The sequence below is a fragment of the Sulfitobacter marinus genome, assembly GCF_900116285.1.
Classification (GTDB): Bacteria; Pseudomonadota; Alphaproteobacteria; order Rhodobacterales; family Rhodobacteraceae; genus Sulfitobacter; species Sulfitobacter marinus.
Genome location: NZ_FPAJ01000003.1, coordinates 33,443 through 58,425, shown reverse-complemented (window position 1 = coordinate 58,425; position 24,983 = coordinate 33,443). Strand labels below are relative to the sequence as shown.

At 60.3% G+C, this 24,983-nt stretch carries 26 protein-coding genes and 1 riboswitch; of the genes, 13 read left to right on the top strand and 13 right to left on the bottom strand.

What is annotated here, in order from left to right; genetic code table 11:
* Positions 1-3: 3 nt before the first annotated feature.
* From lptC to cobO, 12 genes are all read right to left on the bottom strand, one after another.
* The gene (lptC, locus tag BM347_RS09175) at positions 4-612 is read right to left on the bottom strand and encodes an LPS export ABC transporter periplasmic protein LptC (RefSeq protein WP_093916183.1); all 609 of its coding nucleotides are present in this window, start codon (positions 610-612) and stop codon (positions 4-6) included.
* A 3-nt stretch (positions 613-615) separates the two neighbouring features.
* A complete protein-coding gene (locus tag BM347_RS09170) occupies positions 616-1,578 on the bottom strand; it encodes a KpsF/GutQ family sugar-phosphate isomerase (RefSeq protein WP_093916182.1) in 963 nt (320 codons plus the stop codon).
* A complete protein-coding gene (locus tag BM347_RS09165; protein ID WP_093916181.1) occupies positions 1,575-2,189 on the bottom strand; it encodes a ribonuclease D in 615 nt (204 codons plus the stop codon). The genes BM347_RS09170 and BM347_RS09165 overlap by 4 nt, the downstream gene beginning before the upstream one ends.
* A gap of 55 nt (positions 2,190-2,244) precedes the next feature.
* The gene (locus tag BM347_RS09160) at positions 2,245-3,015 is read right to left on the bottom strand and encodes a PaaX family transcriptional regulator C-terminal domain-containing protein (RefSeq protein WP_093916180.1); all 771 of its coding nucleotides are present in this window, start codon (positions 3,013-3,015) and stop codon (positions 2,245-2,247) included.
* Positions 3,005-5,029: a phenylacetic acid degradation bifunctional protein PaaZ gene (gene paaZ / locus BM347_RS09155; RefSeq protein WP_093916179.1), complete on the bottom strand. Its 2,025-nt coding sequence runs from the start codon at positions 5,027-5,029 to the stop codon at positions 3,005-3,007. The genes BM347_RS09160 and paaZ overlap by 11 nt, the downstream gene beginning before the upstream one ends.
* A 10-nt stretch (positions 5,030-5,039) precedes the next feature.
* Positions 5,040-6,104, bottom strand: a complete 1,065-nt coding sequence (locus BM347_RS09150) for a ferredoxin--NADP reductase (RefSeq protein ID WP_093916178.1) — start codon at positions 6,102-6,104, stop codon at positions 5,040-5,042.
* Between the two features lie 3 nt (positions 6,105-6,107).
* Positions 6,108-6,575: a 1,2-phenylacetyl-CoA epoxidase subunit PaaD gene (gene paaD, locus BM347_RS09145; protein ID WP_093916177.1), complete on the bottom strand. Its 468-nt coding sequence runs from the start codon at positions 6,573-6,575 to the stop codon at positions 6,108-6,110.
* Positions 6,569-7,291, bottom strand: coding sequence for a 1,2-phenylacetyl-CoA epoxidase subunit PaaC (gene paaC, locus BM347_RS09140; protein ID WP_217644020.1), 723 nt, complete (start codon positions 7,289-7,291; stop codon positions 6,569-6,571). The genes paaD and paaC overlap by 7 nt, the downstream gene beginning before the upstream one ends.
* Positions 7,292-7,320: 29 nt before the next feature.
* Positions 7,321-7,614: a 1,2-phenylacetyl-CoA epoxidase subunit PaaB gene (gene paaB / locus BM347_RS09135; RefSeq protein WP_093916175.1), complete on the bottom strand. Its 294-nt coding sequence runs from the start codon at positions 7,612-7,614 to the stop codon at positions 7,321-7,323.
* A gap of 6 nt (positions 7,615-7,620) precedes the next feature.
* Positions 7,621-8,613, bottom strand: a complete 993-nt coding sequence (paaA, locus tag BM347_RS09130; RefSeq protein ID WP_093916174.1) for a 1,2-phenylacetyl-CoA epoxidase subunit PaaA — start codon at positions 8,611-8,613, stop codon at positions 7,621-7,623.
* A 30-nt stretch (positions 8,614-8,643) separates the two neighbouring features.
* Positions 8,644-9,849 carry a 3-oxoadipyl-CoA thiolase gene (gene pcaF / locus BM347_RS09125; RefSeq protein ID WP_093916173.1) on the bottom strand — a complete coding sequence of 402 codons (1,206 nt, stop codon included), beginning with the start codon at positions 9,847-9,849 and terminating at the stop codon, positions 8,644-8,646.
* Between the two features lie 224 nt (positions 9,850-10,073).
* The gene (gene cobO / locus BM347_RS09120; RefSeq protein ID WP_093916172.1) at positions 10,074-10,685 is read right to left on the bottom strand and encodes a cob(I)yrinic acid a,c-diamide adenosyltransferase; all 612 of its coding nucleotides are present in this window, start codon (positions 10,683-10,685) and stop codon (positions 10,074-10,076) included.
* Positions 10,686-10,722: 37 nt separating this feature from the next.
* Positions 10,723-10,929, top strand: a riboswitch (cobalamin riboswitch).
* A gap of 94 nt (positions 10,930-11,023) precedes the next feature.
* Here cobO and BM347_RS09115 point away from each other — a divergent pair.
* From BM347_RS09115 to cobJ, 7 genes are read left to right on the top strand one after another with little or no spacing between them, the layout of a single operon-like run.
* A complete protein-coding gene (locus tag BM347_RS09115; RefSeq protein WP_245764234.1) occupies positions 11,024-11,434 on the top strand; it encodes a DUF1636 family protein in 411 nt (136 codons plus the stop codon).
* Position 11,435: 1 nt separating this feature from the next.
* Positions 11,436-12,494, top strand: a complete 1,059-nt coding sequence (cobW, locus tag BM347_RS09110; protein WP_093916170.1) for a cobalamin biosynthesis protein CobW — start codon at positions 11,436-11,438, stop codon at positions 12,492-12,494.
* 6 nt (positions 12,495-12,500) lie between these two features.
* Entirely contained in the window at positions 12,501-15,809 is a 3,309-nt protein-coding gene (gene cobN, locus BM347_RS09105; protein WP_093916169.1) for a cobaltochelatase subunit CobN, read from the top strand.
* Positions 15,806-16,930, top strand: coding sequence for a cobalamin biosynthesis protein CobG (locus tag BM347_RS09100; protein ID WP_245764233.1), 1,125 nt, complete (start codon positions 15,806-15,808; stop codon positions 16,928-16,930). The genes cobN and BM347_RS09100 overlap by 4 nt, the downstream gene beginning before the upstream one ends.
* Positions 16,931-16,936: 6 nt before the next feature.
* Positions 16,937-17,566 carry a precorrin-8X methylmutase gene (locus BM347_RS09095; protein ID WP_093916168.1) on the top strand — a complete coding sequence of 210 codons (630 nt, stop codon included), beginning with the start codon at positions 16,937-16,939 and terminating at the stop codon, positions 17,564-17,566.
* The gene (cobI, locus tag BM347_RS09090) at positions 17,563-18,291 is read left to right on the top strand and encodes a precorrin-2 C(20)-methyltransferase (protein WP_093916167.1); all 729 of its coding nucleotides are present in this window, start codon (positions 17,563-17,565) and stop codon (positions 18,289-18,291) included. Before BM347_RS09095 ends, cobI begins: the two co-directional genes overlap by 4 nt.
* Complete coding sequence (gene cobJ, locus BM347_RS09085) at positions 18,288-19,040, top strand: precorrin-3B C(17)-methyltransferase (protein WP_093916166.1); 753 nt, start codon at positions 18,288-18,290, stop codon at positions 19,038-19,040. The genes cobI and cobJ overlap by 4 nt, the downstream gene beginning before the upstream one ends.
* Here the strand turns inward: cobJ and BM347_RS09080 are convergent.
* A complete protein-coding gene (locus BM347_RS09080; protein WP_093916165.1) occupies positions 19,013-19,768 on the bottom strand; it encodes a cobalt-precorrin-6A reductase in 756 nt (251 codons plus the stop codon). The two genes, cobJ and BM347_RS09080, sit on opposite strands and share 28 nt — an antisense overlap.
* On the opposite strand from BM347_RS09080, the gene cbiE reads away from it, so the two are divergent.
* The 6 genes from cbiE to cobF are packed head-to-tail and all read left to right on the top strand — an operon-like array spanning position 19,767 to position 24,935.
* Complete coding sequence (cbiE, locus tag BM347_RS09075; RefSeq protein WP_093916164.1) at positions 19,767-20,966, top strand: precorrin-6y C5,15-methyltransferase (decarboxylating) subunit CbiE; 1,200 nt, start codon at positions 19,767-19,769, stop codon at positions 20,964-20,966. The genes BM347_RS09080 and cbiE overlap by 2 nt on opposite strands.
* Positions 20,948-21,325, top strand: coding sequence for a cobalamin biosynthesis protein (locus tag BM347_RS09070; RefSeq protein ID WP_342742181.1), 378 nt, complete (start codon positions 20,948-20,950; stop codon positions 21,323-21,325). Before cbiE ends, BM347_RS09070 begins: the two co-directional genes overlap by 19 nt.
* Complete coding sequence (cobM, locus tag BM347_RS09065; RefSeq protein WP_093916162.1) at positions 21,322-22,116, top strand: precorrin-4 C(11)-methyltransferase; 795 nt, start codon at positions 21,322-21,324, stop codon at positions 22,114-22,116. Before BM347_RS09070 ends, cobM begins: the two co-directional genes overlap by 4 nt.
* On the top strand, positions 22,109-23,443 hold the full coding sequence (locus BM347_RS09060) for a cobyrinic acid a,c-diamide synthase CobB (RefSeq protein WP_093916161.1): 1,335 nt from the start codon (positions 22,109-22,111) through the stop codon (positions 23,441-23,443). The genes cobM and BM347_RS09060 overlap by 8 nt, the downstream gene beginning before the upstream one ends.
* Complete coding sequence (gene cobA / locus BM347_RS09055) at positions 23,440-24,165, top strand: uroporphyrinogen-III C-methyltransferase (protein WP_093916160.1); 726 nt, start codon at positions 23,440-23,442, stop codon at positions 24,163-24,165. The genes BM347_RS09060 and cobA overlap by 4 nt, the downstream gene beginning before the upstream one ends.
* On the top strand, positions 24,162-24,935 hold the full coding sequence (cobF, locus tag BM347_RS09050; RefSeq protein ID WP_093916159.1) for a precorrin-6A synthase (deacetylating): 774 nt from the start codon (positions 24,162-24,164) through the stop codon (positions 24,933-24,935). The genes cobA and cobF overlap by 4 nt, the downstream gene beginning before the upstream one ends.
* The last annotated feature ends 48 nt before the right edge of the window (positions 24,936-24,983 follow it).

Sequence of the window (24,983 nt, the reverse complement as noted above, 5' to 3'; positions counted from 1 at the left end):
AGATTACTCTATTAGAGGTTTCGGTTTATATATCAGCTTCACCCGATTTGTGAAAAACAAATGGGTACTATCGCCGTTTTGTGGTTGTGAAGCGGTCATCGACCCGGCCTCGAGTATGCCTTCGAGGGCGGTGCCATAGACAGGCCCGGGGGATTCGATATCAAGCGACGACAGGCCGGATGTCATGAAATCGCTGGTCAGCCTGTACCCGTTCGAGGTCATGATAATAACGTTACTGGTAAGCTCGGCATGGTTTTTCGCCAGGTCGATCTCGGCTTTGTCAGAAGTAATGCGATAGGTCGTACCCTGCACGGTCTTGATGGTCGCGCGCATATTTGTGGCTTTGTTTGCACCAATTTTGCCGTCCGGCGTGGTCAGCACATCGGCATAGAATCTTAGTTCATCCCCTTGCGCCGTAGATCCCGTAAAAAACGGCGCGGTAATCTGTCTGTCGCGCAGCCTGTCCTGGATCTCTTTTTCTGCGAATTGGATCGCTTCGCCAGGGTCAATGGCACGCGACAACAGGAACAGGGTAGAAAGCAGAGCCAAGGCCATGAGCGGGAACAGTACCTTTAGCAAGGAGACCGTTCTGGTATAGCTGTCCCCCTGCATCGGTTACCCCAATCCGACGCGCAGGCAGTCGTGAATGTGGATCAGGCCCGCAGGAATATTCTGCCCATCGGGTTCCACGACGAGCAGGCAGGTGATCTTGCGCGCGTTCATCATGGCAACGGCCTTTTCGGCCAGCGCATCAGGTGCAATCGTGACCGGCGTTGCCGTCATGACGTCGCGTGTCGTCTTGGACATCAACCCATCCAGATGACGGCCCAAATCGCCACTGGTGATGATGCCGGCAAGGGTACCCGCAGCATCGGTAACGATGACCACGCCGAATGATTTACCGCTCATCATCATCAACGCGTCAGACATCGGTGCATCGTCTTTGACCATAGGTAGCGCATCGCCTGTGTGCATCAGGTCGGCGACACGGCTAAGCCGCGCCCCCAATTTGCCGCCGGGATGAAATTCGCGGAAATGTTCGGCCGTGAACGACCGGTTTTCCATCAGCGCAATCGCAACGGCATCGCCCATGGCCAGCGTCATTGTGGTGGATGTCGATGGCACAACGCCGGTGCCGCAGGCCTCGGGCAGTTGGGGCAGCACCAAAACCACATCGCATTGCGCGCCAAGGCTGCTGCCCTCGCGGCTGGTGATGCCGATCAATGGTATGGAAAAACGCCGCGAATAGGCGATCAGGTTGGCCAGCTCAGGGGCCTCGCCGGAATTAGATATCGCCAGAACCACATCATCGCCTGTGATCATCCCCAGATCGCCGTGGCTTGCCTCGGCGGGGTGGACGAATTGCGCAGGGGTGCCCGTGCTGGCCAAGGTCGCGGCGATTTTCTTGGCGATGTGGCCGGATTTGCCAATGCCGGTGACGATCACACGGCCACGGGTGGCAACCAACAGGTCAATCGCCTGACGGAATCGATCATCCAGACTGTCGGCCAAAGCCGTCAGCGCGTCAGCCTCGGTGCGGATCACGCGTCGGGCAGTATCTAGGAATGGTGTGCTCATGTGTGTGCAAAAATATCCGTGTCGGGCCAGCCTGCCAGATCTAGTTGGGCACGGGTGGGAAGAAAATCAAAACACGCTTGCGCGATGTCCATACGGTCTTCGCGCAGCAGCATCACATTCAGCGCATCGCGCAGCTTGTGCAGGTGCAAAACATCTGACGCGGCATAATCAATCTGCGCATTGGTCAGCTTTTCCGCGCCCCAATCGCTGGATTGCTGTTGCTTGGAAATATCGACGCTCAGCAATTCCTGACACAGCTTTGCCAGCCCGTGACGGTCGGTATAGGTGCGCACAAGGCGGCTGGCGATTTTGGTGCAGTAAACGGGCGCGGCCTTGGCCCCGAAACGGTTCAGCATTGCGGCAATGTCAAAGCGGCCAAAGTGAAACAGCTTGAGCACATCCGGGTTTTCCAGCAGCGCGCACAGGTTTGGGGCGGTGGTTTGGTCCTTGGCGATCTGCACCAGATGTGCACGGCCATCGCCACCGGAAAGCTGCACAACGCATAGGCGGTCGCGGTGCGGATGCAGGCCCATCGTCTCGCAGTCAATGGCGACGATAGCCCCCAGATCAAGGCCGTCTGGCAGGTCGTTTTGGTGTACTTTATGTCTCATGTGTTCCCTATACCGCTCTCGCGCGCGTTGGGAAAGCTCCGCTTTTGTGCGGCCGTTAAGCGGTGGCGATCTGTGTCGGGTCGGGCCGTGGATAGCGCGCCAGCAGGTCCGCGACCAGAACATGGGCTTTGAACCCGACCCAATCTTTGCGGATCAAGGGTTTCGGCAAGGCCGGGTGCTTCAACGCCAGCCGCCGCCAGTTATGCACGATCAAACAGCGCAGCGTTGCGATTTCAAGCGGGGTCAGCGCGTCCGGGGCTGGCAGGTGTTGCACCGCATGTACCAAGGCAGTGTGCAGCTGAGTGTAGCTTTCGGTCAAGGTTTGCGGCTCTAACTCAGCCTGAAGCCACGCGGGCGCATCTGCGCCGACTGTCACATAAGCATCCTTGGGCGTCGCGATATCTGTCGGGCCGACAAAAACGCGGGCATCCACTTGGGTAAAACCGTCGAGATCAAGGCCGCCGGCATCTGCGGATTTCAGCAATAGCATTTGCCAGTTCTGGCACAGATCATCGGGGGGCGTGTAGATGCGCGCGCTTGCATCATCTGCTTGGGCGCGCCCATCGGGGGTCAGGCTGTGCAGGCTGATGCGCCCTTGTTTTTCGGACGCGATCCAGTTGTCCTTGCGCAGCCGGTGCAGTGCGACGCGCGCGGCCTCGGGCCGGACATCCATCGCCGCCATGATTGTGGATAACACAGGCCCGTCGATCACATCGCCCTCGCGCCGCGCAAGATCGCCGAACAGGCTGATCATCAGGGACCAGACCCGCTGCCCGCCAAGTTTTTTCAGCGCAGAGGCCGCGTGGGCGAAATCATCAGTAAGCATTCATCGTCAGCAGTTCATATTCGGCCACAGCGGCATCATCCTGATTGGCCAGGGTCACGTGCCAGCGTACCTCACCATATTCGTCATTGCGAGGGGTCTTTGCCTTGACGCTAAGCCGGACCTTGATGCTGTCGCCCGCCTGAACAGGGGCCATAAAGCGCAGGTTGTCCAACCCGGTGTTCGCCAAGACCGGACCGGGATCGGGCTGCACGAACAGGCCCGCCGCAAAGCTTAGCAATAGATAGCCATGGGCCACGCGACCCGGAAAGAACGGGTTCGCCTTGGCGGCGTCCTCGTCCATGTGGGCATAAAACGTGTCACCGGTGAAATGCGCAAAGGTTTCAATATCTTCCAGCGTGATCGTGCGGCTGGCGGAATTGAACGTCTCGCCCAGATCAAGATCGCCAAAGACTCGCGTGAACGGGTGATCGCGGTCGGATATCTCGGTGGCACCCGGCACCCATTGCTTGCCAATGGCGGTCAGAATGTCGGGGCTGCCCTGAATGGCGGTGCGCTGCAAGTAATGCATGACGCCACGGATGCCGCCCAATTCTTCGCCACCGCCCGCGCGGCCCGGCCCGCCGTGCACCATATGGGGCAAGGGGGCACCATGGCCTGTCGCCTCGGCCATGGAGGTGCGGTTGTTGAAGTAAAGCCGCCCGTGGAACGCACCCGCACCCATCACCATCTGCCGCGCGATGTCACCGTCGTTGGTGATGACAGAGGCGACCAAGGACCCTTTGCCCTTGTTCAGCAGCTCAATCGAATGGGCGGTGTCGCGGTAGGGCATAATGGTCGAGACAGGGCCAAACGCCTCGGTATCGTGGACGCGGATCGCCGCGTCAGGATCGGCGCAATGAAACAGCATCGGCGGGACAAACGCCCCTTTTTCACGGTCGGCCCCCTCGACGGCAAAGGTATCCGGGTCACCAAACACGCGCTCGGCCTCTGCCCCGATCAAAGCGGCCCTTTTCAGCACATCACGGCGCTGAGATTGTGAGACTAACGCGCCCATTTTCGTGGTTTCCAACCGTGGATCACCGATGGTGACTTTGGCCAGCCGTGCAGAGATCGCGGCGATTGTCGCATCGACATGCGCTTGCGGCACCATGATCCGGCGAATGGCCGTACATTTCTGCCCCGCCTTTGCGGTAATCTCGCGCTGGACCTCTTTCACGAACAGATCAAACTCGGGCGTTCCGGGCACCGCATCAGACCCTAACACGGATGCATTCAGGCTATCTTGCTCGGATGCGAACCTGACAGATCGTTCCAGCAATGCGGGATTACTGCGCAATTTATTCGCTGTTTGGGCCGACCCGGTAAAGCTGACAACATCCTGACACTCCAGATGATCCAGCATATCGCCCAAACCGCCCGTCACCAGCTGGATCGCGCCATCGGGCAGGATACCGGACTGGATCATCAGCCGAAAACACGCCTCGGTCACATAGCAGGTCGCGGTCGCTGGTTTCACGATGGCGGGAACGCCGGCCAGCAGGGTCGGGGCGAGCTTTTCCAGCATCCCCCAGACCGGAAAGTTGAACGCGTTGATATGGACGGCGACGCCTTGCAGCGGCGTACAGATATGCCGACCCATAAACTGACCCGCACGGCCCAATTGTTCGGGTGGACCATCCAGAAACACCTGATCATCAGGCGTCTCGCGGCGGCCCTTGGCGGCGTAAACCTGCATCGTGCCGATACCGCCATCCACATCGATCATGTGATCCGATTGGGTGCCACCAGTGTCGAAACTCAGGTCATATAGGCTCTGTTTATGGTCTTTTAGGTAGCCAGCCAGCGCCTTGAGCATCTTAGCACGGTCGTGAAACGTCAGTTTGCGCAGCGCTGGGCCGCCAACATCGTGGGCGTAGGCCAGCATCGCCTGAATATCCAGCGCATCATTACCTGCCTGCGCGATCACCTCACCGGTAATGGCGCTCGCGATGCTGCGTGAACCGGCCCCGGGATTGATCCACTGACCAGCGGCAAAGCTTTGAATATCGCGCATGATAGGCTCCTTAGTGATGATCGTAATCGATGGAGAGTTTGTCGCTGACCGGATAACTTTGGCAGCTCAACCGATAGCCGCGTTCCACCTCGTAATCCTCCAACGCGTGGTTCGACAGCATCTCAACCTCGCCCTCGATCACCTTGCACATGCAGGTCGAACAGACGCCCGCCTTGCAGGCAAACGGCGCATCAAGGTTGTTCTCCAACGCGGCCTCAAGCACGGATTGGCCTTTGCTCATGGTGAAACTGTGGGCGGCACCGTCGATGGTCACGGTCACTTGGGTAAGCGCCTGATCTTCGCTGCGCTTGGCCATTTCCTGCTTGGCCAGGCGCCCTTGCTGGCTTTCACTGAACAGCTCGAATTTGATTTGATCAGGCTCTAAACCGTGCGATTTCAACGCTTCTGCGATGGCCAGCATCATCGGTTCGGGCCCGCAGATAAATGCGGTATCTATGTTTTTGATGTCGATCCAGGTCTTGAACAAGGCATCGCATTTGGCTTGATCGATGCGGCCAGTGAAAAGGTCAATATCCTGACCGGATTCCAGCATGTGAATGACGCTAAGCCGCCCCATAAAGCGGTTTTTGAGGTCTTCAAGCTCTTCGCGAAACATGATCGTGTTCACAGCGCGGTTCGCATAGACCAGCGTAAAGGTCGATTGCGGCTCGCGGATCAGCACGGTTTTCAGGATCGACAACACCGGCGTGATCCCCGACCCGCCTGCAAAGCCAAGGTAGTTTTTGGCCTTATTAGGCTCTAATTTCGTGAAGAACTTACCCTGTGGCGGCATCGCGTGGAGTGTGTCGCCAACCTTGAGAGTTTCATTGGCAAAGGTCGAAAATGCGCCGCCATTGACGCGTTTGATCCCGACCTGCAACACGCCATCATCTAATCCCGCACAGATGGAGTAGTTGCGGCGCAGTTCGGTGTCGCCGAAATCCTGCTTGAATGTCAGATATTGACCTTGCGTAAAATCAAATGCGCCGGGGTCTTCGGGCCGAAGTGTCAGCACCACGGCATCGCGGATCGTGTGGTGAATATCAGTCACTAATAAAGGGAGAAATTGGTTCATAGGTCAGATGCACTTGAAATAATCAAAGGGTTCCAGACAGTCGGTGCAGCGCCATTGCGCCTTGCAGGGGGTCGATCCGAACTGGCTGATCCTTTCCACATGCGTGGATTTGCAGCGGGGGCAATGTTGCGGACCGCCTGCGGGTTGGGGCGGGGCAATCCCGTAACCTTCAAGCTTGGCGCGGCCGCTGTCCGTCATCCAATCCGACGTCCAAGCGGGCGAAAGTTGCCGCTTTAGAGCCAATTTTTCGATCCCATGCCCACGCAGGGCAGTTTCGATATCAAGGTTGATGATCGTCGTGGCGGGGCAGCCGGAATAGGTGGGCGTTACCGTCACCTCGAGCGTATCATCCTGCCATTGGACATCGCGGATAATCCCCAGATCGGTCAGGGATATAACAGGGATTTCGGGGTCTGGCACAGTGTCTAGCCAACCCCAAACAGTCTCTAACGTGGGCCTTTCGACTACCATGTGGCATCCGGATAGGCGCGTTGCAGCCATTGCATTTGCGCCAGCATATGTCCCAGATGTTCGGAGTGACGCTTGCCTGATTTCCCGCCCTGATGCCCGAAATCATCCTGCGGTTTCGTCAGCGTGGCGGCGGCGAAAACGTCGTCCAGCAGGGCGTCATAGGCCGGGCGCAAAGACGCAGGATCTGGGGCAATACCCGCATCAACCATCGCGGCATCCACATCGTCTAAGGTGAACATTTCCCCGACATATGGCCACAATTTGTCCAATGCGGCCTGCATCCGGTTATGGCTTTCCTCGGTCCCGTCGCCCAGACCGATCACCGTTTCGGTGGCGCGTTCCAGATGATAGGTTACCTCTTTCGCGGATTTTTCAGCGATGGCGGCGATCTGTGTATTGCTGCTGTCCATCAGTGCGTTCAGTTGTGACAGATGCCACGCGTCAAACAGGAACTGTCGCATCATGGTCTGGCCGAAATCACCGTTGGGCTGTTCGACCAGCAACAGATTGCGGAAACCCCAAACGTCGCGGTGAAAGGCCAGCTTGTCGGCATCACGACCTGCGCCTTCGACTTCCCCGGCCAGGTCCAGCCACAGGGTAGTTTGCCCGATCAGATCAAGTGCCGTATTGGCCAGCGCGATATCTTCCTCAAGCACGGGCGCGTGGCCACACCATTCCGACACGCGGTGGCCCAGCACCAAGGTGTTGTCGCCCATCCGGCACAGGAATTCAAAGAGGTTGTCGCTCACATTGCACCCACTTCTTCGGGGATGTCGAAAAACGTCGGGTGGCGATACACTTTGTCGTTGGCAGGCTCGTAGAGCGATCCTTTTTCCTCGGGCGAGGAGGCGGCGATGTCAGAGGCTTGAACGACCCAAATGCTGACGCCTTCGTTGCGGCGGGTATAGACATCGCGGGCGTTCTTGATCGCCATTTCGGCATCAGGTGCGTGCAATGATCCGACATGGCGGTGGCTTAGCCCGTGCTGACCGCGGATGAAAATCTCGAACAGGGGCCATTCTTGTGTGGGGTTGGTCATGTCAAATTACTCCGCTGCCAGTTTCGCTGCGCGCTTTTTCGCTGCGTGCGCCATCAATCCGTCACGGACCCACGCGCCGTCATCCCACGCCTTGTTGCGCGCGGCCAAACGTTCTTTGTTGCACGGGCCATTGCCGCGCAGCACATCGAAAAATTCATCCCAATCGGGCTGGGTGAAGTCGTAATGCCCGCGTTCCTCGTTCCATTTCAGATCGGGGTCGGGGACGGTCAGGCCCAGATATTCGGCCTGCGGGACGCATTCATCGACGAATTTCTGGCGCAGCTCGTCATTGCTGTTCATCTTGATCTTCCACGCCATGGATTGCGCCGAATGGACCGAATTTTCGTCAGACGGGCCGAACATCATCAGTGCGGGGCCCCAGAAACGATTCAACGCGTCCTGCGCCATCTTTTTCTGCGCTTTTGTGCCCTTGGCCATTTTCATCATGATGTCGTAGCCTTGGCGCTGGTGGAAAGATTCCTCTTTGCAGATACGGACCATCGCGCGGGCATAGGGACCATAGGAGGTGCGCTGTAATGGCACCTGATTCATGATCGCGGCACCATCGACCAGCCAGCCCACAGCGCCCATATCTGCCCATGTTAGGGTCGGATAATTGAAGATCGACGAGTATTTCATCTTGCCCGACAACAAGTCGCGGGTCAGCTGATCACGGGTGACGCCAAGGGTCTCGGCGGCACAATAAAGATACAAACCATGGCCTGCCTCGTCCTGCACCTTGGCCAGCAGGATAGCCTTGCGTTCCAGCGTGGGCGCGCGGGTGATCCAGTTGCCCTCGGGCAGTTGGCCGACGATTTCGGAATGGGCATGTTGGCCGATCTGCCGGATCAGGTTCTTGCGATACCCGTCCGGCATCCAGTCTTTCGGCTCTATCTTGCCGCCTGCGTTAATCCGTTCCTGAAAGGCGCGTTCTTGCGGTTCCATTTCGTCGAGGGATTTGACGCCTTCGCCGGTGGATTTGATCATCTGTGCATACATCGTTCAGATCCTTTCAGGTGGGATTAGCAGTTAGCTTGCGCGTTCCAGAATGATGGCGACCCCTTGGCCCACACCAACGCACATGGTGCACAGGGCATAGCGACCGCCCGTGCGTTTCAGTTGAAGCGCGGCGGTCATGACCAACCGTGCGCCGGACATGCCCAGCGGGTGACCGATGGCAATCGCGCCGCCATTTGCGTTCACATGCGGCGCGTCGTCGGCAACCCCAAGGGCGCGCAGCGTGGCGATGCCCTGGCTGGCGAATGCCTCGTTCAGTTCGATCACATCCATCTGATCAATGGTCAGACCGGCGCGGGCCAGAACCTTTTGGCTGGCGGGCACCGGGCCGATACCCATGATGCGCGGTTCGACACCGGCGGCAGAAATGCCAATGACGCGGGCAATCGGCGTCAGGCCGTGCTGGTTGGCAGCAGCCTCGGACGCCATCAGCATCGCAGCTGCACCGTCGTTTACGCCCGACGCATTGCCGGCAGTAACCGTCAGATCAGGGCCATTGATCGGGCGTAGTTTGGTCAGCGCCTCCATCGATGTGCCGGGTCGGGGGTGTTCGTCGCGGTCAAAGATAACCGGATCGCCCTTGCGCTGCGGGATCGACACGGGTGCGATTTCATCGGCGAAAACGCCAGCCTTGTCGGCGGCATCCCAACGATCCTGACTGCGCTTGGCAAATGCGTCCTGATCGGCGCGGCTGACGTCATAGTCGGTCGCCACGTTGTCACCGGTTTCCGGCATCGATTCGACGCCGTATTGCGCCTTCATCTTGGGGTTCACAAACCGCCAGCCGATGGTGGTGTCATAGACGGCATTACTGCGCGAAAACGCGGTTTCGGCCTTGGGCATGACGAATGGCGCGCGTGTCATGCTTTCAACGCCGCCAGCAATCGCCAGATCCATATCACCCGCCTTGATCGCGCGGGCGGCGGCACCGACAGCATCCATGCCCGAGGCGCATAAACGGTTGATTGTGGCACCCGGTACATCCACCGGCAGCCCGGCAAGCAATGCGGCCATACGCGCAACGTTACGGTTATCTTCGCCCGCTTGGTTGGCACAGCCAAAGATCACATCGTCCACCTTTGACCAATCTAGGCCAGGGTGGCGCGCCATCAGCGCAGCGATCGGCACAGCGGCCAGATCATCGGCCCGAACCGATGACAAAGCCCCGCCAAAACGGCTGATGGGTGTGCGCTGTGCGTCACAAATGAAAGCGTCCATGAAAGTCTCCCTTGATTAATGAGCCTAGGGATAGTCGCGATTCGCTGCAACTTAAATGTTACTTAAAGAGTAATTATTGTGATAATATGTAACATGATTAGGGTGCCATTAAACAGCAATATACACGCGGTGTCGGAGGGGTGAGACCACGCGTTCAGGACCGCTGTATGCGGCGTAACTATATGAAAGAAGACAGGATTGAAGCGGCAGCTTAGGGCAGCGGCTTACATCTCCACGCCGTTTTGCGCTTTGATACCATCGCGGAACGGATGTTTGACCAGGTTCATTTCGGTGACCAGATCGGCAGCTTCGATCAGCTCTGGCTTGGCATTGCGGCCGGTCAGGCAAACATGGGTCATCGCCGGTTTCTGGTGCAGCAGGAAATCCACCACCTCGTCGATGTCCAGATAATCATAGCGCAGGGCGATGTTGATCTCGTCCAGCAGAACGAATTGAATTTCGGGGTCGAGGATCTGTTCCTTGGCGATCTTCCAGCCGTTTTGCGCGGCGGCGATGTCACGTTCGCGGTCTTGGGTTTCCCAGGTAAAGCCTTCGCCGGACACGAAGAACCGGCATTCATCGGCAAAACGTTCCGTCAGGAACTTGCGTTCGCCAGTGACCCAATTGCCCTTGATGAACTGCACCACAGCGCAGGGCATACCATGGGCAATGCAGCGCATAATCATACCAAAGCCCGAGGATGATTTACCCTTGCCTGCACCGGTGTGCACGATGATCAGACCCTTTTCGTCGGTCTTGGTCTGCATCATCTTATCACGCGCAGCCTTAATCTTGCGCATCTTTTCGGTGTGGCGGGCGTTGATGTCCTTGGTCATTGGGGTTCCTCGTTCTTGACAAGTCTCATCGATTAGGACCATCTGCCCTTATGCTGGTTCCTGTGTAAACAGGTGAAAAGGGAATGTGTATCCGGTTTTGTACCGGTAAACGCAGCCGCCCCCGCGACCGTGAACGGATTGAGGAGGATCAACGCCACTGGCCAGAGGCTGGGAAGGCAGATCCACCGTGGGCCACCGCCCGACAACCGTGAGCCGGGAGACCTGCCAGCAAGAGATGCCAAGACCGGACGGGGTGTTCCGGTGTCGGGGTTTGTTCCGTGTGCCGGTTCGCCTCGTCATCAGACCCGCGTTCCATTTACCAGATGGGACCGAGGACCATGAAAGATACTGAACAAAACGCCACCGGCGGCGGGCAACCAACACAGCTTTTGGTTTGCGTGAAATGTCGTCGTGGCCAAGAAACGCCCGAAGACGACCGGCGGCCAGGCCAAGCGCTCTATGACCGGATCGTCGCACTTGATCTGCCCGATGGGGTGCAGGTGGCCCCAGTTGAATGCCTGCAAAACTGCGACCACGGGTGCACCGTTGCGCTGCGCGGGGACAGTGACAAATGGACCTATGTTTTCGCCAATGTAGACGAGGGCGACCACCCCGAGATGATCTTGGACGGGGCCGCGCGTTATCATGCGACCCGCGATGGTCTGATCCCTTGGCGCGAACGCCCCGAACACTTCAAACGCAATTGCGTTGCCCGTATTCCCCCTCTTTCTCAACCGCTGGAGTCCTGAGATGACTGATTTCGCAAAATTGCCTGTAACTGTGATCACCGGCTTTCTGGGGTCCGGTAAAACGACGCTGATCCGCAACCTGATGCAGAACCCCGGCGGCAAACGTCTGGCGATTATCGTGAACGAGTTTGGCGATGTGGGGGTTGATGGTGAAATCCTGAAAAGCTGTGCCATCCCCGACTGCCCTGCGGAAAATATTCTGGAGCTGGCGAATGGCTGCATTTGCTGCACGGTTGCCGATGATTTCATTCCCACGATCGAGGCTTTGATGGCGCTTGATCCGCGCCCCGATCACATCTTGATTGAAACCTCTGGTCTGGCGCTGCCCAAGCCGCTGCTCAAGGCGTTTGACTGGCCCGATATCCGGTCAAAAATTACTGTGGATGGCGTTATTGCGCTGGCCGATGCCGAAGCCGTCGCAGCAGGTCGTTTCGCGCCCAATGTTGCAGCCGTTGATGCGCAGCGTCTGGCGGATGAAAGCATTGATCACGAAACGCCATTGTCCGAAGTTTTCGAGGATCAGATTTCCTGCGCCGACATCATTTTGCTGACCAAGCCTGACCTTGCTGGCCCCGAGGGCGTTGCCAAAGCCAAAGCATTGATCAACGCAGAAACGCCGCGCCCCTTGCCCATTATCGAAGTGGCCGAAGGTGTGGTTGATCCACGGATCATTCTGGGGCTTGAGGCCGCCGCCGAAGACGACATGGACGCCCGGCCCAGCCATCACGACGGCCATGATGATCACGAACATGACGATTTTGAATCAATTGTCGTGGATATTCCTGAACAGACTGACCCTGCCGCCTTGGTCACCGCCATCGAAGGGTTGGCACGTGACCACAACATTCTGCGGATCAAAGGCTATGCCGCTGTGACCGGCAAGCCGATGCGCCTTTTGGTGCAAGCCGTTGGTGCGCGTGTGCGGCATCAATATGACCGGCCATGGGGCGCTGATGAGGTCCGCCAAGGGCGTCTGGTCGTGATTGCAGAGCATGATGATATCGCCCCCAATGTGATCCGCGCCGCCTTGGGCGCTGTGCAAAGCCAGGCCGCCGAGTAACCTGATATGCATGTCATATTTCGGGAAAGCCATGGGTTGGAGGAGACCGACACACCAACAGATCTGGGGCAGGACGCCGCAGATTTGGTGGTGCTTTCGCTATCTGATTCCGATCTGGGGGCCTTTGCCGAAGCATGGCATCGGGGCGGCGGGGCCGAGGGGCGTCTGCCGTCTTTGCGATTGGCAAATATCGCTGCATTAAAACATCCGCTGTCCGTCGATACCTATGTGGAAAACACATTGTCCGGTGCGCGTGGCATCTTGATCCGGCTGATTGGCGGCGTGCCCTATTGGCCCTATGGGCTGCAACAAATCCGCGCGCTGGCCCAATCGCGCGGTATCGCGCTGGCGGTTTTGCCTGCCGATGGCCGCCCCGATAGCCGTCTTGATGATATGTCGACATTGCCCGTCTCGACCCTGCGCAGGTTATCGCATCTGTGCACGACGGGCGGGGTGGTGGCGGCGCAGGCCGCGCTGGCACAACTGGCGCTGGCGGCGGGGCTATATGCCGGACCGGTGCAAGGGGCCAAAGGGTTGCCATCAGTAGGTGCATGGACGCCTGAAACCGGGCCGGCCTGTCCCGTCGTTGCAATGGGGCAATCGCCTGCTTTGGCAGGGCGGTCGCGGATCGTGATCGTGTTCTACCGCTCGTATCTGGTGGCCGCTGATCTTGCACCGATCACCGCGCTGTTCGACGCGTTTCGCCAGCGCGGGTGCGACGTGATCGCGTTGTTTGCCCCCTCGCTCAAGGCACCTGATGCGGCGGGTTGGCTGCGCAGGCAAATCGCGCAACTGGCCCCCAGTGCCATCGTCAACGCCACCGCATTTTCTGGCAAGGGTGACGATGGCAGCTCGCCCCTTGATGCCGCTGGTGTGCCGGTGTTTCAGGTGGCCTTGGCCACATCCACCCGCGACGCGTGGCGTGAGGCCGAGCGCGGTTTGTCACCCGCCGACCTTGCGATGCATGTTGTTCTTCCCGAGGTCGACGGCCGTATTCTGGCCGGCGTTGCGTCGTTCAAACAACCGGGATTGCGTGATGATCATCTGCAATTCTCCCGCTATGCCCATCAACCCGACCCCAGTCGGATCACTGCGATTGTCGGGCGCGTTATGGGCTGGCTTGATCTGGCGGCCAAAACCCCACAGGCGCGGCATGTGGCGTTGGTGTTATCGACCTATCCGGGCAAGGATTGGAACATGGGCCATGCGGTTGGTCTGGATGCGCCGCAATCGGCCACCGCTATTCTTGAGGACCTAACCGCCGCCGGATATCAGACCGGATCGCCCGATGATCTACCGCTGCAAGACGCCCTGCTGGCCCGCAGCGCCCGCTGGCCGCTCAGCGCATACAAAGTCGCGTTGGCGCATTTGCCGCAGCAAATGATTGATGATCTTGAGGAAACTTGGGGAAGCCCCGATGCCGACCCTGATGTCGAGGACGGCGCATTTTGCTTTGCCGCCGTTCAGCGCGGGCATGTCTTAACGGCGCTGCAACCCGAACGCGGCGGCACTCAGGGGCGCGAGGATAGCTATCATGATTTGTCACGGGTGCCGCGCCATGCCTATGTCGCCTTTTATCTGTGGCTTCAGCAGGAATGCGATGCGCTGATCCATATCGGTGCCCATGGCACGCTGGAATGGCTGCCGGGTAAATCTGTGGCGTTGTCTGACGCCTGTTGGCCCGAAGCGCTGACCGGAACGCTACCAGTGATCTATCCGTTTATCGTCAATGATCCGGGCGAGGCGGCGCAGGCAAAGCGGCGCATTGGGGCTGTGACGCTGGGCCATATCCCGCCGCCGATGCAAGTCAGCGAAACACCGGATCGTCTGGCTCGGCTCGAAGCGTTGCTGGATGAGTTTTCGAACGCGGACGGGCTGGACCCGCGCCGCCGTGACCGGCTTCAGGGGGATATTCGCGCCGAGGCAAAGGCGCAGGGTGTCGAAGCCGATCTGGGCTTGGATGACGCATCGTGCAGCGCCGAGGCGATTGGCCGGATCGACCGCTTTGTCTGTGATATCAAGGAAAGCCAGTTCGGCGTTGGTCTGCATATCTGGGGTCGACCACCTGCTAGTGATACGGCGTTTGCGACCGAAAGCTCGGTTAAGGGGGAACGCCGCGCGCTTTTGGACGCGCTGGACGGGCGGCGCATTGCCCCCGGCCCGTCAGGATCGCCCTATCGCGGGCGGCGCGATGTATTGCCCACGGGTCGCAATCTGTTCACGACCGATCCGCGCGCGGTGCCCACGCGGGCCGCTTATGCGCAGGGTTTGGTGCTGGCAGAAGAACTGGTGCGGCGGCATTTGCAGGACGAAGGCGACTGGCCGCGCGGCGTGATCGTTGATCTGTGGGGGTCTGCCACCATGCGCACCGCAGGCGAGGAATTCGCCATGGCGCTGGCGCTGCTCGGCGTGCGCCCGGTCTGGGATGCGGGGTCAGAGCGTGTTTCGGGCATCGAGGTTCTGCCCATCGCCGAGTTGGACCGCCCCCGTGTTGACGTGACATTGCGGGTGTCCGGTCTGTTCCGCGATGTGTTTCCGACGTTGTCCGCACTTTATGCGCAAGCGGTGCGCGCCCTTGCTGCGCGCAAGGAGGCACCGGATTGGAACCCGTTTGCCGGACGTGCGGAACTTGCCCGTGTTTATGGGCCTGCGCCGGGTCAGTTCGGGTTTGGCATGGGGGCCGCGCTGGAAATCTATGACGAAGCCAGCAGACGCGCGGCGGGGGAGGCATGGCTAAAGGCGAGCAGTTGGGCGCTGGACGGCGACGCTGCCGTGCAAGACCCCGGCGGGATCGCAAGCCGTGTCGCCAGTGCCGATAGTTTTGTCCATCTACAGGATTTACCGGAAACCGATCTGTTGCTTGCCAGCGATTATGCCACCCACGAGGCAGGCTTTGCCGCCGCACAGCGGGTCACGGGCGGACAGGCCAAGCTGTATCATCTGGACAATACCGACCCCGATCACCCTCGCGCGCGTGGCCTGACCGAGGAAATAGCCCGTGTGGTTCATGCGCGTGCGGCGCATCCGGGCTGGATTGCGGGCATGAAACAGCATGGATTTCGCGGCGCGGCCGAGATGGCGGCGACATTGGATCACATGGCCAGCTTTGCCCATCTGGCAGCGGCGGTGCCGCCGCATTTGTTTGATTTGTACCATGATGCCACCTTGGGTGATCCTGAAACCGATGACTTCTTGCGTGATGCAAACCCGCAGGCCCATGCGGCTATGCAGGCGCGGTTTGCGGCCTTGTTGCAGGCCGGGTTATGGCAAACGCGGCGCAATTCGGTGTTGGCAGGTCTGGAGGCATCGCAGTGACCCAAGCGCCCATGGTCAAAGGTTGGTGCCCCGGTGCCTATCAGCCGATGATGGCCGCCGATGGGTTGGTCATGCGGGTGCGGCCTAAACTGGCGCGGATCACAGCGGATCAGGCTGCCGGACTGTGTGATATCGCCCTGCGTTTCGGGTCGGGCCACATCGATTTGACCAACCGCGCTAACCTGCAAATACGCGGTGTGGCCGAGGCCGATCATGATGCCGTTTTGATGGGGCTGGGCGGGCTTGGCCTGCTGGACGAGGACCCCGCGACCGAGCGGCGGCGAAATATTCTGGTCGCGCCATTCTGGACGACCGGCGATATGACGGCGACCCTGACCGCGCAGCTTTTGGCGCGGCTTGGTGATTTGCCAGACTTGCCAACCAAGGTGGGTTTTGCCGTTGATTGCGACCCCGCTGGCCCGCTACTGACCCATGATCCTGCGGATATCCGGTTGGAGCAGGGCGAGGGCGGCCTGATCCTACGGGCCGATGGCTGTGCCACTGGTCGCCCTGAGACCCTGCACACCGCAATCCCTGCGTTGATCGAAATGGCGGTCTGGTTGGCGGATCACGTCACACCACAGGCGCGGCGCATGGCGGCTGTGGTCGCTGATACCCCCTTACCCAAGGCTTGGACGGCAACGCCACCTTTGCCAACTCAGCACCGCCCGCAATTGGGTAGCAACTTCGGTGGCCCCTTGGTCGGCGCGCCGTTTGGGCAAATTGATGCACGTGCCTTGCTGCGCGCGCTGGCTGATGCGCGTGGGTTGCGGGTCACACCATGGCGGGCCTTTGTGCTTGAGGGGGCCACCGCCCCCAGCGACCCCGCATTTATTACCACCGCAGATGACCCGCTGATGCGTGTCGATGCCTGCCCCGGTGCGCCGCTTTGTGCATCGGCCAGTGTGGAAACCCGCGATATGGCGCGGCGCTTGGCCCCCACGGTCACGGGCAGCTTGCATGTGTCGGGTTGCGCCAAAGGTTGTGCACGGGCGCGGCCGGCTGACCTTACCCTCGTCGGGCGGGACGGGACATTTGATCTTGTGCGGGGGGGCTGTGCAGGTGATACCCCCCTTAAAACAGGGCTGCGCCCTGATGAACTGCTGACCGGAGAACTCTGAACCCTCATGTCTTACAGCTATGAAATGGATGGCGCGGCCATCTACAAACAATCCTTTGCCATGATCCGCGCCGAGGCCGATCTGGACGCGTTTTCACCGCAAGAGGAACCCATCGTCGTGCGCATGATCCATGCCTGCGGGATGGTCGGTCTGGAAAAACACGTGCGCCTGTCGCCGGGTTTCGCCGATGCGGCGCGGGCGGCTTTGGCGAATGGCGCACCGATCCTGTGCGATGCGCGCATGGTGTCCGAAGGGGTGACCCGCACCCGGCTTCCTGCGGATAATCAGGTGATTTGCACGCTGCATGATAGCGCCGTGAAAGATATGGCAGCGCAGATGGGCAACACCCGTTCTGCCGCCGCGCTTGAGCTGTGGCGGCCCCATCTGGAAGGCGCATTGGTGGCGATTGGTAATGCGCCCACCGCGCTGTTTCATTTGCTAAACATGCTCGAAGACCCCGATTGCCCGCGTCCGGCGGCGATCATCGGCTGCCCTGTCGGCTTTGTCGGTGCACGCGAAAGCAAGGATGCGCTGTGGGCGGATCAACCCGTGCCTAGCTGCATTGTCGAAGGGCGTCTTGGTGGCAGTGCCATCACCGTCGCGGCGGTCAATGCCATCGCGAGCTATGCCGAATGACCGTCGGCACGGTTCATGGTGTTGGCCTTGGCCCCGGCGATCCCGATCTGATGAGCCTGCGCGCCCACCGTTTGCTGACCGGCGCGCGTCATGTTGCGTTTTTCCGCAAGGCCGGACGTGATGGTCAGGCCCGCAAGATCATCAACGGGCTGTTGCGCCCTGATGTGGTCGAGTTCGCCATGGAATACCCGGTTACCACGGAAATCCCCCTGACCGACCCGCGCTATAATGAAATCTTGTCCGGCTTTTATGCTGACTGCGCCGCGCATCTGCGCGGGCTGGCAGAGGGCGGCGAAGACGTAGTTGTCCTCAGCGAGGGCGACCCGTTCTTTTATGGATCGTTCATGCATGTCTATACGCGGTTGCGTGATCACGTGCCGGTTCAGGTCGTGCCTGCCATCACCGGCATGTCGGCCGCCTGGACAGCCACCGGTGCGCCGATTACTTGGGGCGATGATATCCTGACCGTGCTCATGGGGACCTTGAACGCGCAAGAGCTGACAGAGCGGATGAAAACCACCGATGCGCTGGTGGTGATGAAAATCGGGCGTAACATCGACAAGGTCCGCGATGCGTTAAAGGCCGCGGGCAAATATGACGATGCGTGGCTGGTCGAATATGCCAGCATGCCGGGTCAGACGGTGCAGCGCCTATCGGAAGCCGAAGACCGCGTGACCCCGTATTTCTCTATCATCGTCGTGCACGGACAGGGGCGGCGACCATGACAGGCTGGGTGAAAATCGTCGGGCTTGGCCCCGGTGCTGAAAATCTGGTCACCCCGCAAGTGGCGGATGCTTTGGCCCAAGCCACTGATGTGATCGGCTATATCCCCTATGTCGCGCGTGTTTCTGCGCGCCCTGGTCTGACCCTGCACCCCAGTGATAACCGGGTCGAGCTCGACAGGGCGGCCCATGCGCTGACCTTGGCAGCGGACGGTCAACGGGTGGTTGTGGTGTCGTCGGGTGATCCAGGCGTTTTCGCCATGGCCTCGGCTGTTTTCGAGGCGCTTGAGGACGGGCCGGCTGAATGGCGCGAGCTGAAAATCGACGTGTTGCCGGGGATCACAGCAATGCTTGCCGCCGCCGCGCGGGCTGGTGCGCCACTGGGGCATGATTTCTGCGCTATCAACCTAAGTGACAACCTTAAGCCATGGGCGTTGATCGAAAAACGTCTGCGTTTAGCAGTCGAAGGCGATTTCGCCATGGCGTTTTATAACCCGCGGTCAAAATCACGGCCCGATGGCTTTGTCCGCACGCTTGAGGTGTTGAACGAGGCTTGCGGCGATGCGCGGCCCATCATCTTTGCGCGGGCGGTGTCGACACCGGACGAGAATATTCGTGTTGTGGCATTGCCCGATGCGCGGCCTGAAATGGCGGATATGCGCACAGTCGTTATCGTCGGTGCGTCAAATACACGGGTGATCGACGGGGCGGATGGCCCCATTGTTTATACCCCCAGATCGGTCTTGTCATGATTGATCCAGTCCAGAACCGCAGCCACATCATGGGCCTCGGGGCGGCTGGGCAATGCGGGTCGGTCGATCATGATCATGGGGATTCCAAGGGTACGGGCGGCCAACAGCTTGGCCTGCGCGCCGGTTCCGCCGGAGTTTTTGGAAACGCCGCGCGTGATCCCGTGGCTGCGCATCAGCGCAAGATCGCCCTCGGCGGTGAACGGGCCGCGATCCAGCACGATTTTATGATCGGGAAAGGGCAACGGTCCATCGGGCGCATCAATCAGACGCAGCAGATAGAAATGCTGCGGGTTCGGCGCGAATTCGGCCAGATGCATCCGGCCGACGGCCAGAAAGATACGCTCGGGCGGCCCATCCAGCGCCGCAACGGCCCCGGCGATGTCGGGCACGTGGGTCCAGTCGTCCTGCGCGGTGGCCTGCCACGGCGCGCGGGTCAGCGCGATCAGCGGCGTGCCGGTTTGCTGGGTGGCGATAACGGCGTTGTGGCTCATCTGCGCGGCAAAGGGATGTGTGGCGTCAATCACATGGGTGATGTCATGGTCGCGGATGTAGCGCGCCAACCCATCGGCCCCGCCAAACCCGCCACTGCTTTGCGGCAGCGGTTGGCGGATCGGTCTGGCCACACGCCCTGCCAGCGACACGGTGCCGGACAGCCCCGCGCGGTGCATTGCGTTGCACAGCGCTGTGGCCTCGGTCGTGCCGCCCAAGATCAGGGGGTTGATGTGCATGGCTGACTCGCTTTGGTTGACCATCATTGGACTGGGCGAAGATGGCGCAGATGGCCTTGGCTCTGCAAGCCTTGCGGCGCTGGCCGAGGCAGAAATCGTCATGGGGGCGGCGCGCCATCTGGATTTGCTGCCTGAAGTGCAAGCCGAACAGATCGTCTGGCCGGTGCCCTTTGCCGATGGGGTTGATCAATTGCTGGCGCTGCGCGGTCGGCAGGTGGTGATGTTGGCCTCGGGTGATCCGTTCTGGTTTGGGGCGGGTAGCAGCATGATGCGCCACCTCGCGCCGGATGAATGGCGTGCATTTCCGGGGGTATCGACGTTTTCGCTCGCGGCCAGCGCGATGGGTTGGCCGCTTGAGGCGACACATTGTTTCGGCCTGCATGCTGCCCCGTTGACCCGGCTGCGTCCGGCCCTTGCCCAAGGGGTGCGTCTGATCGCGCTGCTGCGCGATGGGGCTGCGGTTACGGCGCTGGGCGATTACCTGACAACACAGGGTTGGGGCAGCTCAAAAATTAGCGTTCTTGAGGCGCTGGGCGGACCGCGCGCACGGCGTAGTGATTTGGCGGCTGCCGATCTGGGCGACGCTGAATTCGGGCATCCTGTTTGCGCCGCAGTGCAGGTTGCGGGCGATGGTGTTCCGCTGTCGATGGCAAGCGGTCGCCCCGATGAATTCTTTGACAGCGATGGCACCATGACGAAACGCCCGGTACGCGCGTTGGCTTTGTCGACGCTAGCCCCGCGCCCGTTTCAGCATTTATGGGACATCGGCAGTGGGTCTGGCTCCATCGCGATTGAATGGCTGCTGAGCGATCCAAGCCTAAGCGCCACCGCGATCGAGTTAGACCCCACCCGCGCCGCGCGGATCGTGTCAAACGCCGCCGCCCTTGGGGTGGACCGCCTGACCGTGGTCGAGGGTGCCGCGCCGGATGCATTGGCACCACTTCCGATGCCCGATACGGTTTTCGTGGGCGGTGGTCTGTCGGCGTCACTGCTGGACTGGATCTACGATACCGTACCATCCGGCACGCGGCTGGTGGCAAATGCCGTGACACTGGAAAGCGAAACACTGTTGATGCAGGCCCAATCGGCCCGTGGCGGTGATCTGCTGCGGATTGAGTTGGCCCAAGCCGCACCGCTGGGCACAAGACGCGGCTGGAAATCCAGCTACCCGATTGTGCAATGGAGCGTGACGTTATGATCGTCGCTGGCTTTGGATTTCGCAAATCGGCTGATGTAAGCAGCCTGCGCAGTGCCCTTGCGCTGTATGATGTTGCACCCGACTTGATCACCACAGCTGCGGCGAAAGCAGGTGATAAACCCTTTACCGATCTGGCGCGGGTGCTTGGCGTGCCTATCGATGCCGTGTCGCCTGAACGATTAACTGCGCAACCGGTGCTGACCTGCTCGGACGCATCACAGAAAACCTATGGCACCGGCAGCGTCGCCGAAGCGGCGGCCCTTGCGGCAGCCGGACCGGGCGCACGTTTGCTAGGCCCCCGCATGATTTCACCTGACACCTTGGCGACCTGCGCCATCGCTATTGGAGACCCAATATGACCATTCATTTCATTGGCGCTGGCCCGGGCGCAGCCGACCTGCTGACCCTGCGCGGGCGCGATATCATCGCATCCTGTCCCGTGTGCCTATATGCCGGATCGCTGGTGCCTGAGGCGATTTTGGAGCATTGCCCCGAGGGGGCTACGATCATCAACACCGCATCGTTGGACCTGGATGCGATTGTCGCGCATATGCAAGCGGCCCATGCCGCAGGGCAGGATGTGGCGCGACTGCATTCGGGGGATTTATCGGTCTGGTCTGCCATGGGCGAACAGATGCGCCGTTTGCGCGCGCTGGACATTCCGGTTTCGGTGACGCCGGGTGTGCCGTCCTTTGCCGCTGCTGCGGCGGCCCTTGGCACCGAATTGACCCTGCCGGGTCTGGCGCAATCTGTTGTGCTGACCCGCACACCGGGCCGCGCATCCAGCATGCCCAAGGGCGAGACGCTGACCAGTTTCGCAGCAACAGGTGCTACGCTGGCTATTCATCTGTCGGTGCAAAATATCGCCTCTGTTACCGCAGATCTAACCCCGGCCTATGGCGCTGATTGCCCGGTCGCCGTGGTCTACCGTGCAAGCTGGCCGGATCAACAGATTATCCGCGGTACGCTTGCCGATATCGGGGGACGGCTTGGCGCTGACATTACCCGTACTGCATTGATCCTTGTCGGGCCTGCGCTGGCAGGCGAAGGGTTCGACGAAAGCTGCCTGTACTCGGTGAACTACGACCGGCGCTATCGCCCGCAAACGACAGACAGCCCTTGGGCCGGCTGGAGCGAAGGCGATGACTGATAGCGCAGGTTTCCCGCCCGGTTTGATGATATCTGCCCCGTCTTCTGGGACGGGTAAAACAACAGTGATGCTGGGCCTTTTGCGCGCCTTGTCCGAGGATGGACTAACTGTGCAGCCCTATAAATCGGGCCCTGACTACATCGACCCCGCGTTCCACCGCGCCGCCTGTGGGCGTGCGTCGTTCAATATGGACACATGGGCGATGGGGCCGAATTTGCTGGGGGCCGTTGCGGCGCAAGCCGAAGGTGCGGATATCTGCGTCGCGGAAGGGTCCATGGGCCTCTATGACGGTGTCGCAACACGCGGGCAGATCGGATTTGGCAGCAGTTCCGAAACCGCCGCGCGCATGGGCTGGCCGGTTATTCTGGTGGTCGACGTCAGCGGGCAGGCGCAATCGGCTGCGGCAACGGCATTGGGGTTCAAGGCGTATATGCCGGATCTGCCCTTTGCTGGCGTGATTTTGAACAGGGTTGCATCGCCGCGCCACGAACGCTTGGCCCGTTTGGGAATGGAGAAAGCAGGCCTCACGGTGTTGGGGTCTTTGCCCCGGCGTGGTGACCTGGCCCTGCCCGAACGCCATCTGGGTCTGATCCAAGCGGTCGAACATCCTGACCTTGAGGAAGCGATCAAAGGCTACGCCAATTTCCTGCGCGAGCATATCGATCTTGCGGCGATCCGCGCGGCGGCCGCTGGTAAACCGGGGCAGGCAGGCAGGTTCAACCTGCCCAAGCCGCCTGCGCAACGCATTGCCTTGGCCCAAGACGCGGCGTTTTCATTCACCTATCCGCATCTGCTGGAAGGTTGGCGCGCAGCGGGTGCTGAGATATTACCCTTCTCGCCCTTGGCGGACGAAGCGCCTGATGCCAGTGCCGATCTGGCCTGGCTGCCGGGCGGATACCCCGAATTGCACGCCGGACGTCTGGCCAGCGCCGACCGTTTTCGCGCGGGGCTGGTAAAGCACGCGCAAGACCGCCCCATTCATGGGGAATGCGGTGGCTATATGGCGCTTGGCGCTGCGTTGATCGACAAGGACGGGACATCGCACCAGATGGCCGGGCTTTTGGGGCTGGTGACCAGCTATGAAAAGCGCAAGTTCCACCTGGGCTACCGGCGCGTTGAGCTTGTCGCGGGGATGCCGGGCTTTGACACAGGTGACAAGCTATTCGGGCATGAATTCCACTATTCGACGATCCTTGAACAGCCTGACGCACCATTGGCCAAAGTGTCGGATGCCGATGGCAATCCTGTACCGGAAACCGGATCGCAAAACGGGCATGTGACGGGCACGTTCTTCCACCTGATTACGCCACAAGAGGCGCGGAAATGACGGGTTTCGTCAGCTTTGTCGGATCGGGCCCGGGTGACCCTGAGCTGTTGACGTTAAAGGCCGTCGACCGGTTGAAACGCGCTGACGCGGTTTTGTTTGATGATCTCAGCGCCGGGCCGATCCTTGAATATGCGCGCAACGGTGCGGATCTGATTGGCGTGGGCAAACGTGCCGGACGGGCCTCGCCCAAGCAGGATCACGTGAGCCGTCTTTTGGTGGACTACGCGCAAATCGACCAACGGGTGGTGCGGCTGAAATCCGGTGATGGCGGGCTGTTTGGCCGTCTTGAGGAAGAATTGGTCGCCTTGAAAGCCGCTGGTATCCCATACGAGATTATCCCCGGTATTCCATCGGCGGTCGCGGCTGCGGCTGCGATCGGTATTCCACTGACCCGTCGGTTAACGGCGCGGCGCGTGCAGTTCGTGACGGGGCATGACGTGACGGGGAAATTGCCGGGAGATGTAAACCTGCAAGCGCTTGCAGATCCGGCGGCGTCCACGGTTGTATTTATGGGCAAACGCACATTTCCGGCGCTGCTGGAAAAGCTGCTGGCCCATGGCTTGCCCGCCGACACCCCAGCCATTCTGGCCGAAGACGTCAGCCGCCCCGAGCAGCGCATCACGCGGGCGACAGTCAGCGATCTGGCCGAGCAACTGGCGCTTGAGGTCGGCAATAGCGCGGCATTGATCCTATACGGCCCCTTGGCACAGGAAATGCCATGAGCGCCGCCCCTGCCCATATCATTGAAGACCTTTGGCTGATCGGTATTGGCACCGGCAGCCCGGCCCATGTCACGGGTGAAGGCATGCAGGCGTTGCGCGATGCGGCGGTGATCCTTGTACCCGACAAAGGCGATGACAAGGGTGATCTGCTGGCCCTGCGCCATGCTATCTTGACGCAAAGCGGCACGGCGGCGCAGGTCATCCGGTTTGAGTATCCAGTGCGCGATCCGGCGTTACCCTATCAGGATCGCGTCGCGCAGTGGCATGATGAAATCGCGCGCCGCTGGCAGGCCGCCATGGCCGAGGCGGACCGCGCAGGGCCGGTCGCACTTTTGGTATGGGGCGATCCGTCGCTGTACGACAGCACCCTGCGTATTGCGGGGCGGCTTGCCCCGTCGCCGCGTTTGCGCGTCGTGCCCGGGATCACCGCCATTCAGGCGCTGACAGCGGCGCATGCCTTGCCTCTGAACACGGTCAACGGTCCGGTCACGATCACCACAGGCCGCCGTCTGCGCGATCATGGATGGCCGCAAGGGGCCGAAACAGTGGTGGTGATGCTGGACGGCGAATGCGCCTTTCGGGATTTGCCAGCGGATACATTGATCTGGTGGGGCGCTTTTCTGGGTATGCCAGAACAGATTCTGGTTCACGGCAGTGTTGGCGATGTGGCGGACCGGATCGTTCAGACGCGGGCCGACGCCCGGACGCAGCATGGCTGGATCATGGATACCTATCTTTTGCGCAAGGGTGCTGACGGTTCTGGCGAATAGGCGGCCTGAAGGTTTCAGCGCCGCATTAGTGATTGACCTTGCCCGTAC

Excerpts from the sequence above, each read along its gene's own strand:
- lptC (WP_093916183.1), bottom strand. The coding sequence starts at position 612 with ATGCAGGGGGACAGCTATACCAGAACGGTCTCCTTGCTAAAGGTACTG.
- BM347_RS09170 (WP_093916182.1), bottom strand. The coding sequence starts at position 1,578 with ATGAGCACACCATTCCTAGATACTGCCCGACGCGTGATCCGCACCGAG.
- BM347_RS09165 (WP_093916181.1), bottom strand. The coding sequence starts at position 2,189 with ATGAGACATAAAGTACACCAAAACGACCTGCCAGACGGCCTTGATCTG.
- BM347_RS09160 (WP_093916180.1), bottom strand. The coding sequence starts at position 3,015 with ATGCTTACTGATGATTTCGCCCACGCGGCCTCTGCGCTGAAAAAACTT.
- paaZ (WP_093916179.1), bottom strand. The coding sequence starts at position 5,029 with ATGCGCGATATTCAAAGCTTTGCCGCTGGTCAGTGGATCAATCCCGGG.
- BM347_RS09150 (WP_093916178.1), bottom strand. The coding sequence starts at position 6,104 with ATGAACCAATTTCTCCCTTTATTAGTGACTGATATTCACCACACGATC.
- paaD (WP_093916177.1), bottom strand. The coding sequence starts at position 6,575 with ATGGTAGTCGAAAGGCCCACGTTAGAGACTGTTTGGGGTTGGCTAGAC.
- paaC (WP_217644020.1), bottom strand. The coding sequence starts at position 7,291 with ATGGGCGACAACACCTTGGTGCTGGGCCACCGCGTGTCGGAATGGTGT.
- paaB (WP_093916175.1), bottom strand. The coding sequence starts at position 7,614 with ATGACCAACCCCACACAAGAATGGCCCCTGTTCGAGATTTTCATCCGC.
- paaA (WP_093916174.1), bottom strand. The coding sequence starts at position 8,613 with ATGTATGCACAGATGATCAAATCCACCGGCGAAGGCGTCAAATCCCTC.
- pcaF (WP_093916173.1), bottom strand. The coding sequence starts at position 9,849 with ATGGACGCTTTCATTTGTGACGCACAGCGCACACCCATCAGCCGTTTT.
- cobO (WP_093916172.1), bottom strand. The coding sequence starts at position 10,685 with ATGACCAAGGACATCAACGCCCGCCACACCGAAAAGATGCGCAAGATT.
- BM347_RS09115 (WP_245764234.1), top strand. The coding sequence starts at position 11,024 with ATGAAAGATACTGAACAAAACGCCACCGGCGGCGGGCAACCAACACAG.
- cobW (WP_093916170.1), top strand. The coding sequence starts at position 11,436 with ATGACTGATTTCGCAAAATTGCCTGTAACTGTGATCACCGGCTTTCTG.
- cobN (WP_093916169.1), top strand. The coding sequence starts at position 12,501 with ATGCATGTCATATTTCGGGAAAGCCATGGGTTGGAGGAGACCGACACA.
- BM347_RS09095 (WP_093916168.1), top strand. The coding sequence starts at position 16,937 with ATGTCTTACAGCTATGAAATGGATGGCGCGGCCATCTACAAACAATCC.
- cobI (WP_093916167.1), top strand. The coding sequence starts at position 17,563 with ATGACCGTCGGCACGGTTCATGGTGTTGGCCTTGGCCCCGGCGATCCC.
- cobJ (WP_093916166.1), top strand. The coding sequence starts at position 18,288 with ATGACAGGCTGGGTGAAAATCGTCGGGCTTGGCCCCGGTGCTGAAAAT.
- cbiE (WP_093916164.1), top strand. The coding sequence starts at position 19,767 with ATGGCTGACTCGCTTTGGTTGACCATCATTGGACTGGGCGAAGATGGC.
- BM347_RS09080 (WP_093916165.1), bottom strand. The coding sequence starts at position 19,768 with ATGCACATCAACCCCCTGATCTTGGGCGGCACGACCGAGGCCACAGCG.
- BM347_RS09070 (WP_342742181.1), top strand. The coding sequence starts at position 20,948 with ATGGAGCGTGACGTTATGATCGTCGCTGGCTTTGGATTTCGCAAATCG.
- cobM (WP_093916162.1), top strand. The coding sequence starts at position 21,322 with ATGACCATTCATTTCATTGGCGCTGGCCCGGGCGCAGCCGACCTGCTG.
- BM347_RS09060 (WP_093916161.1), top strand. The coding sequence starts at position 22,109 with ATGACTGATAGCGCAGGTTTCCCGCCCGGTTTGATGATATCTGCCCCG.
- cobA (WP_093916160.1), top strand. The coding sequence starts at position 23,440 with ATGACGGGTTTCGTCAGCTTTGTCGGATCGGGCCCGGGTGACCCTGAG.
- cobF (WP_093916159.1), top strand. The coding sequence starts at position 24,162 with ATGAGCGCCGCCCCTGCCCATATCATTGAAGACCTTTGGCTGATCGGT.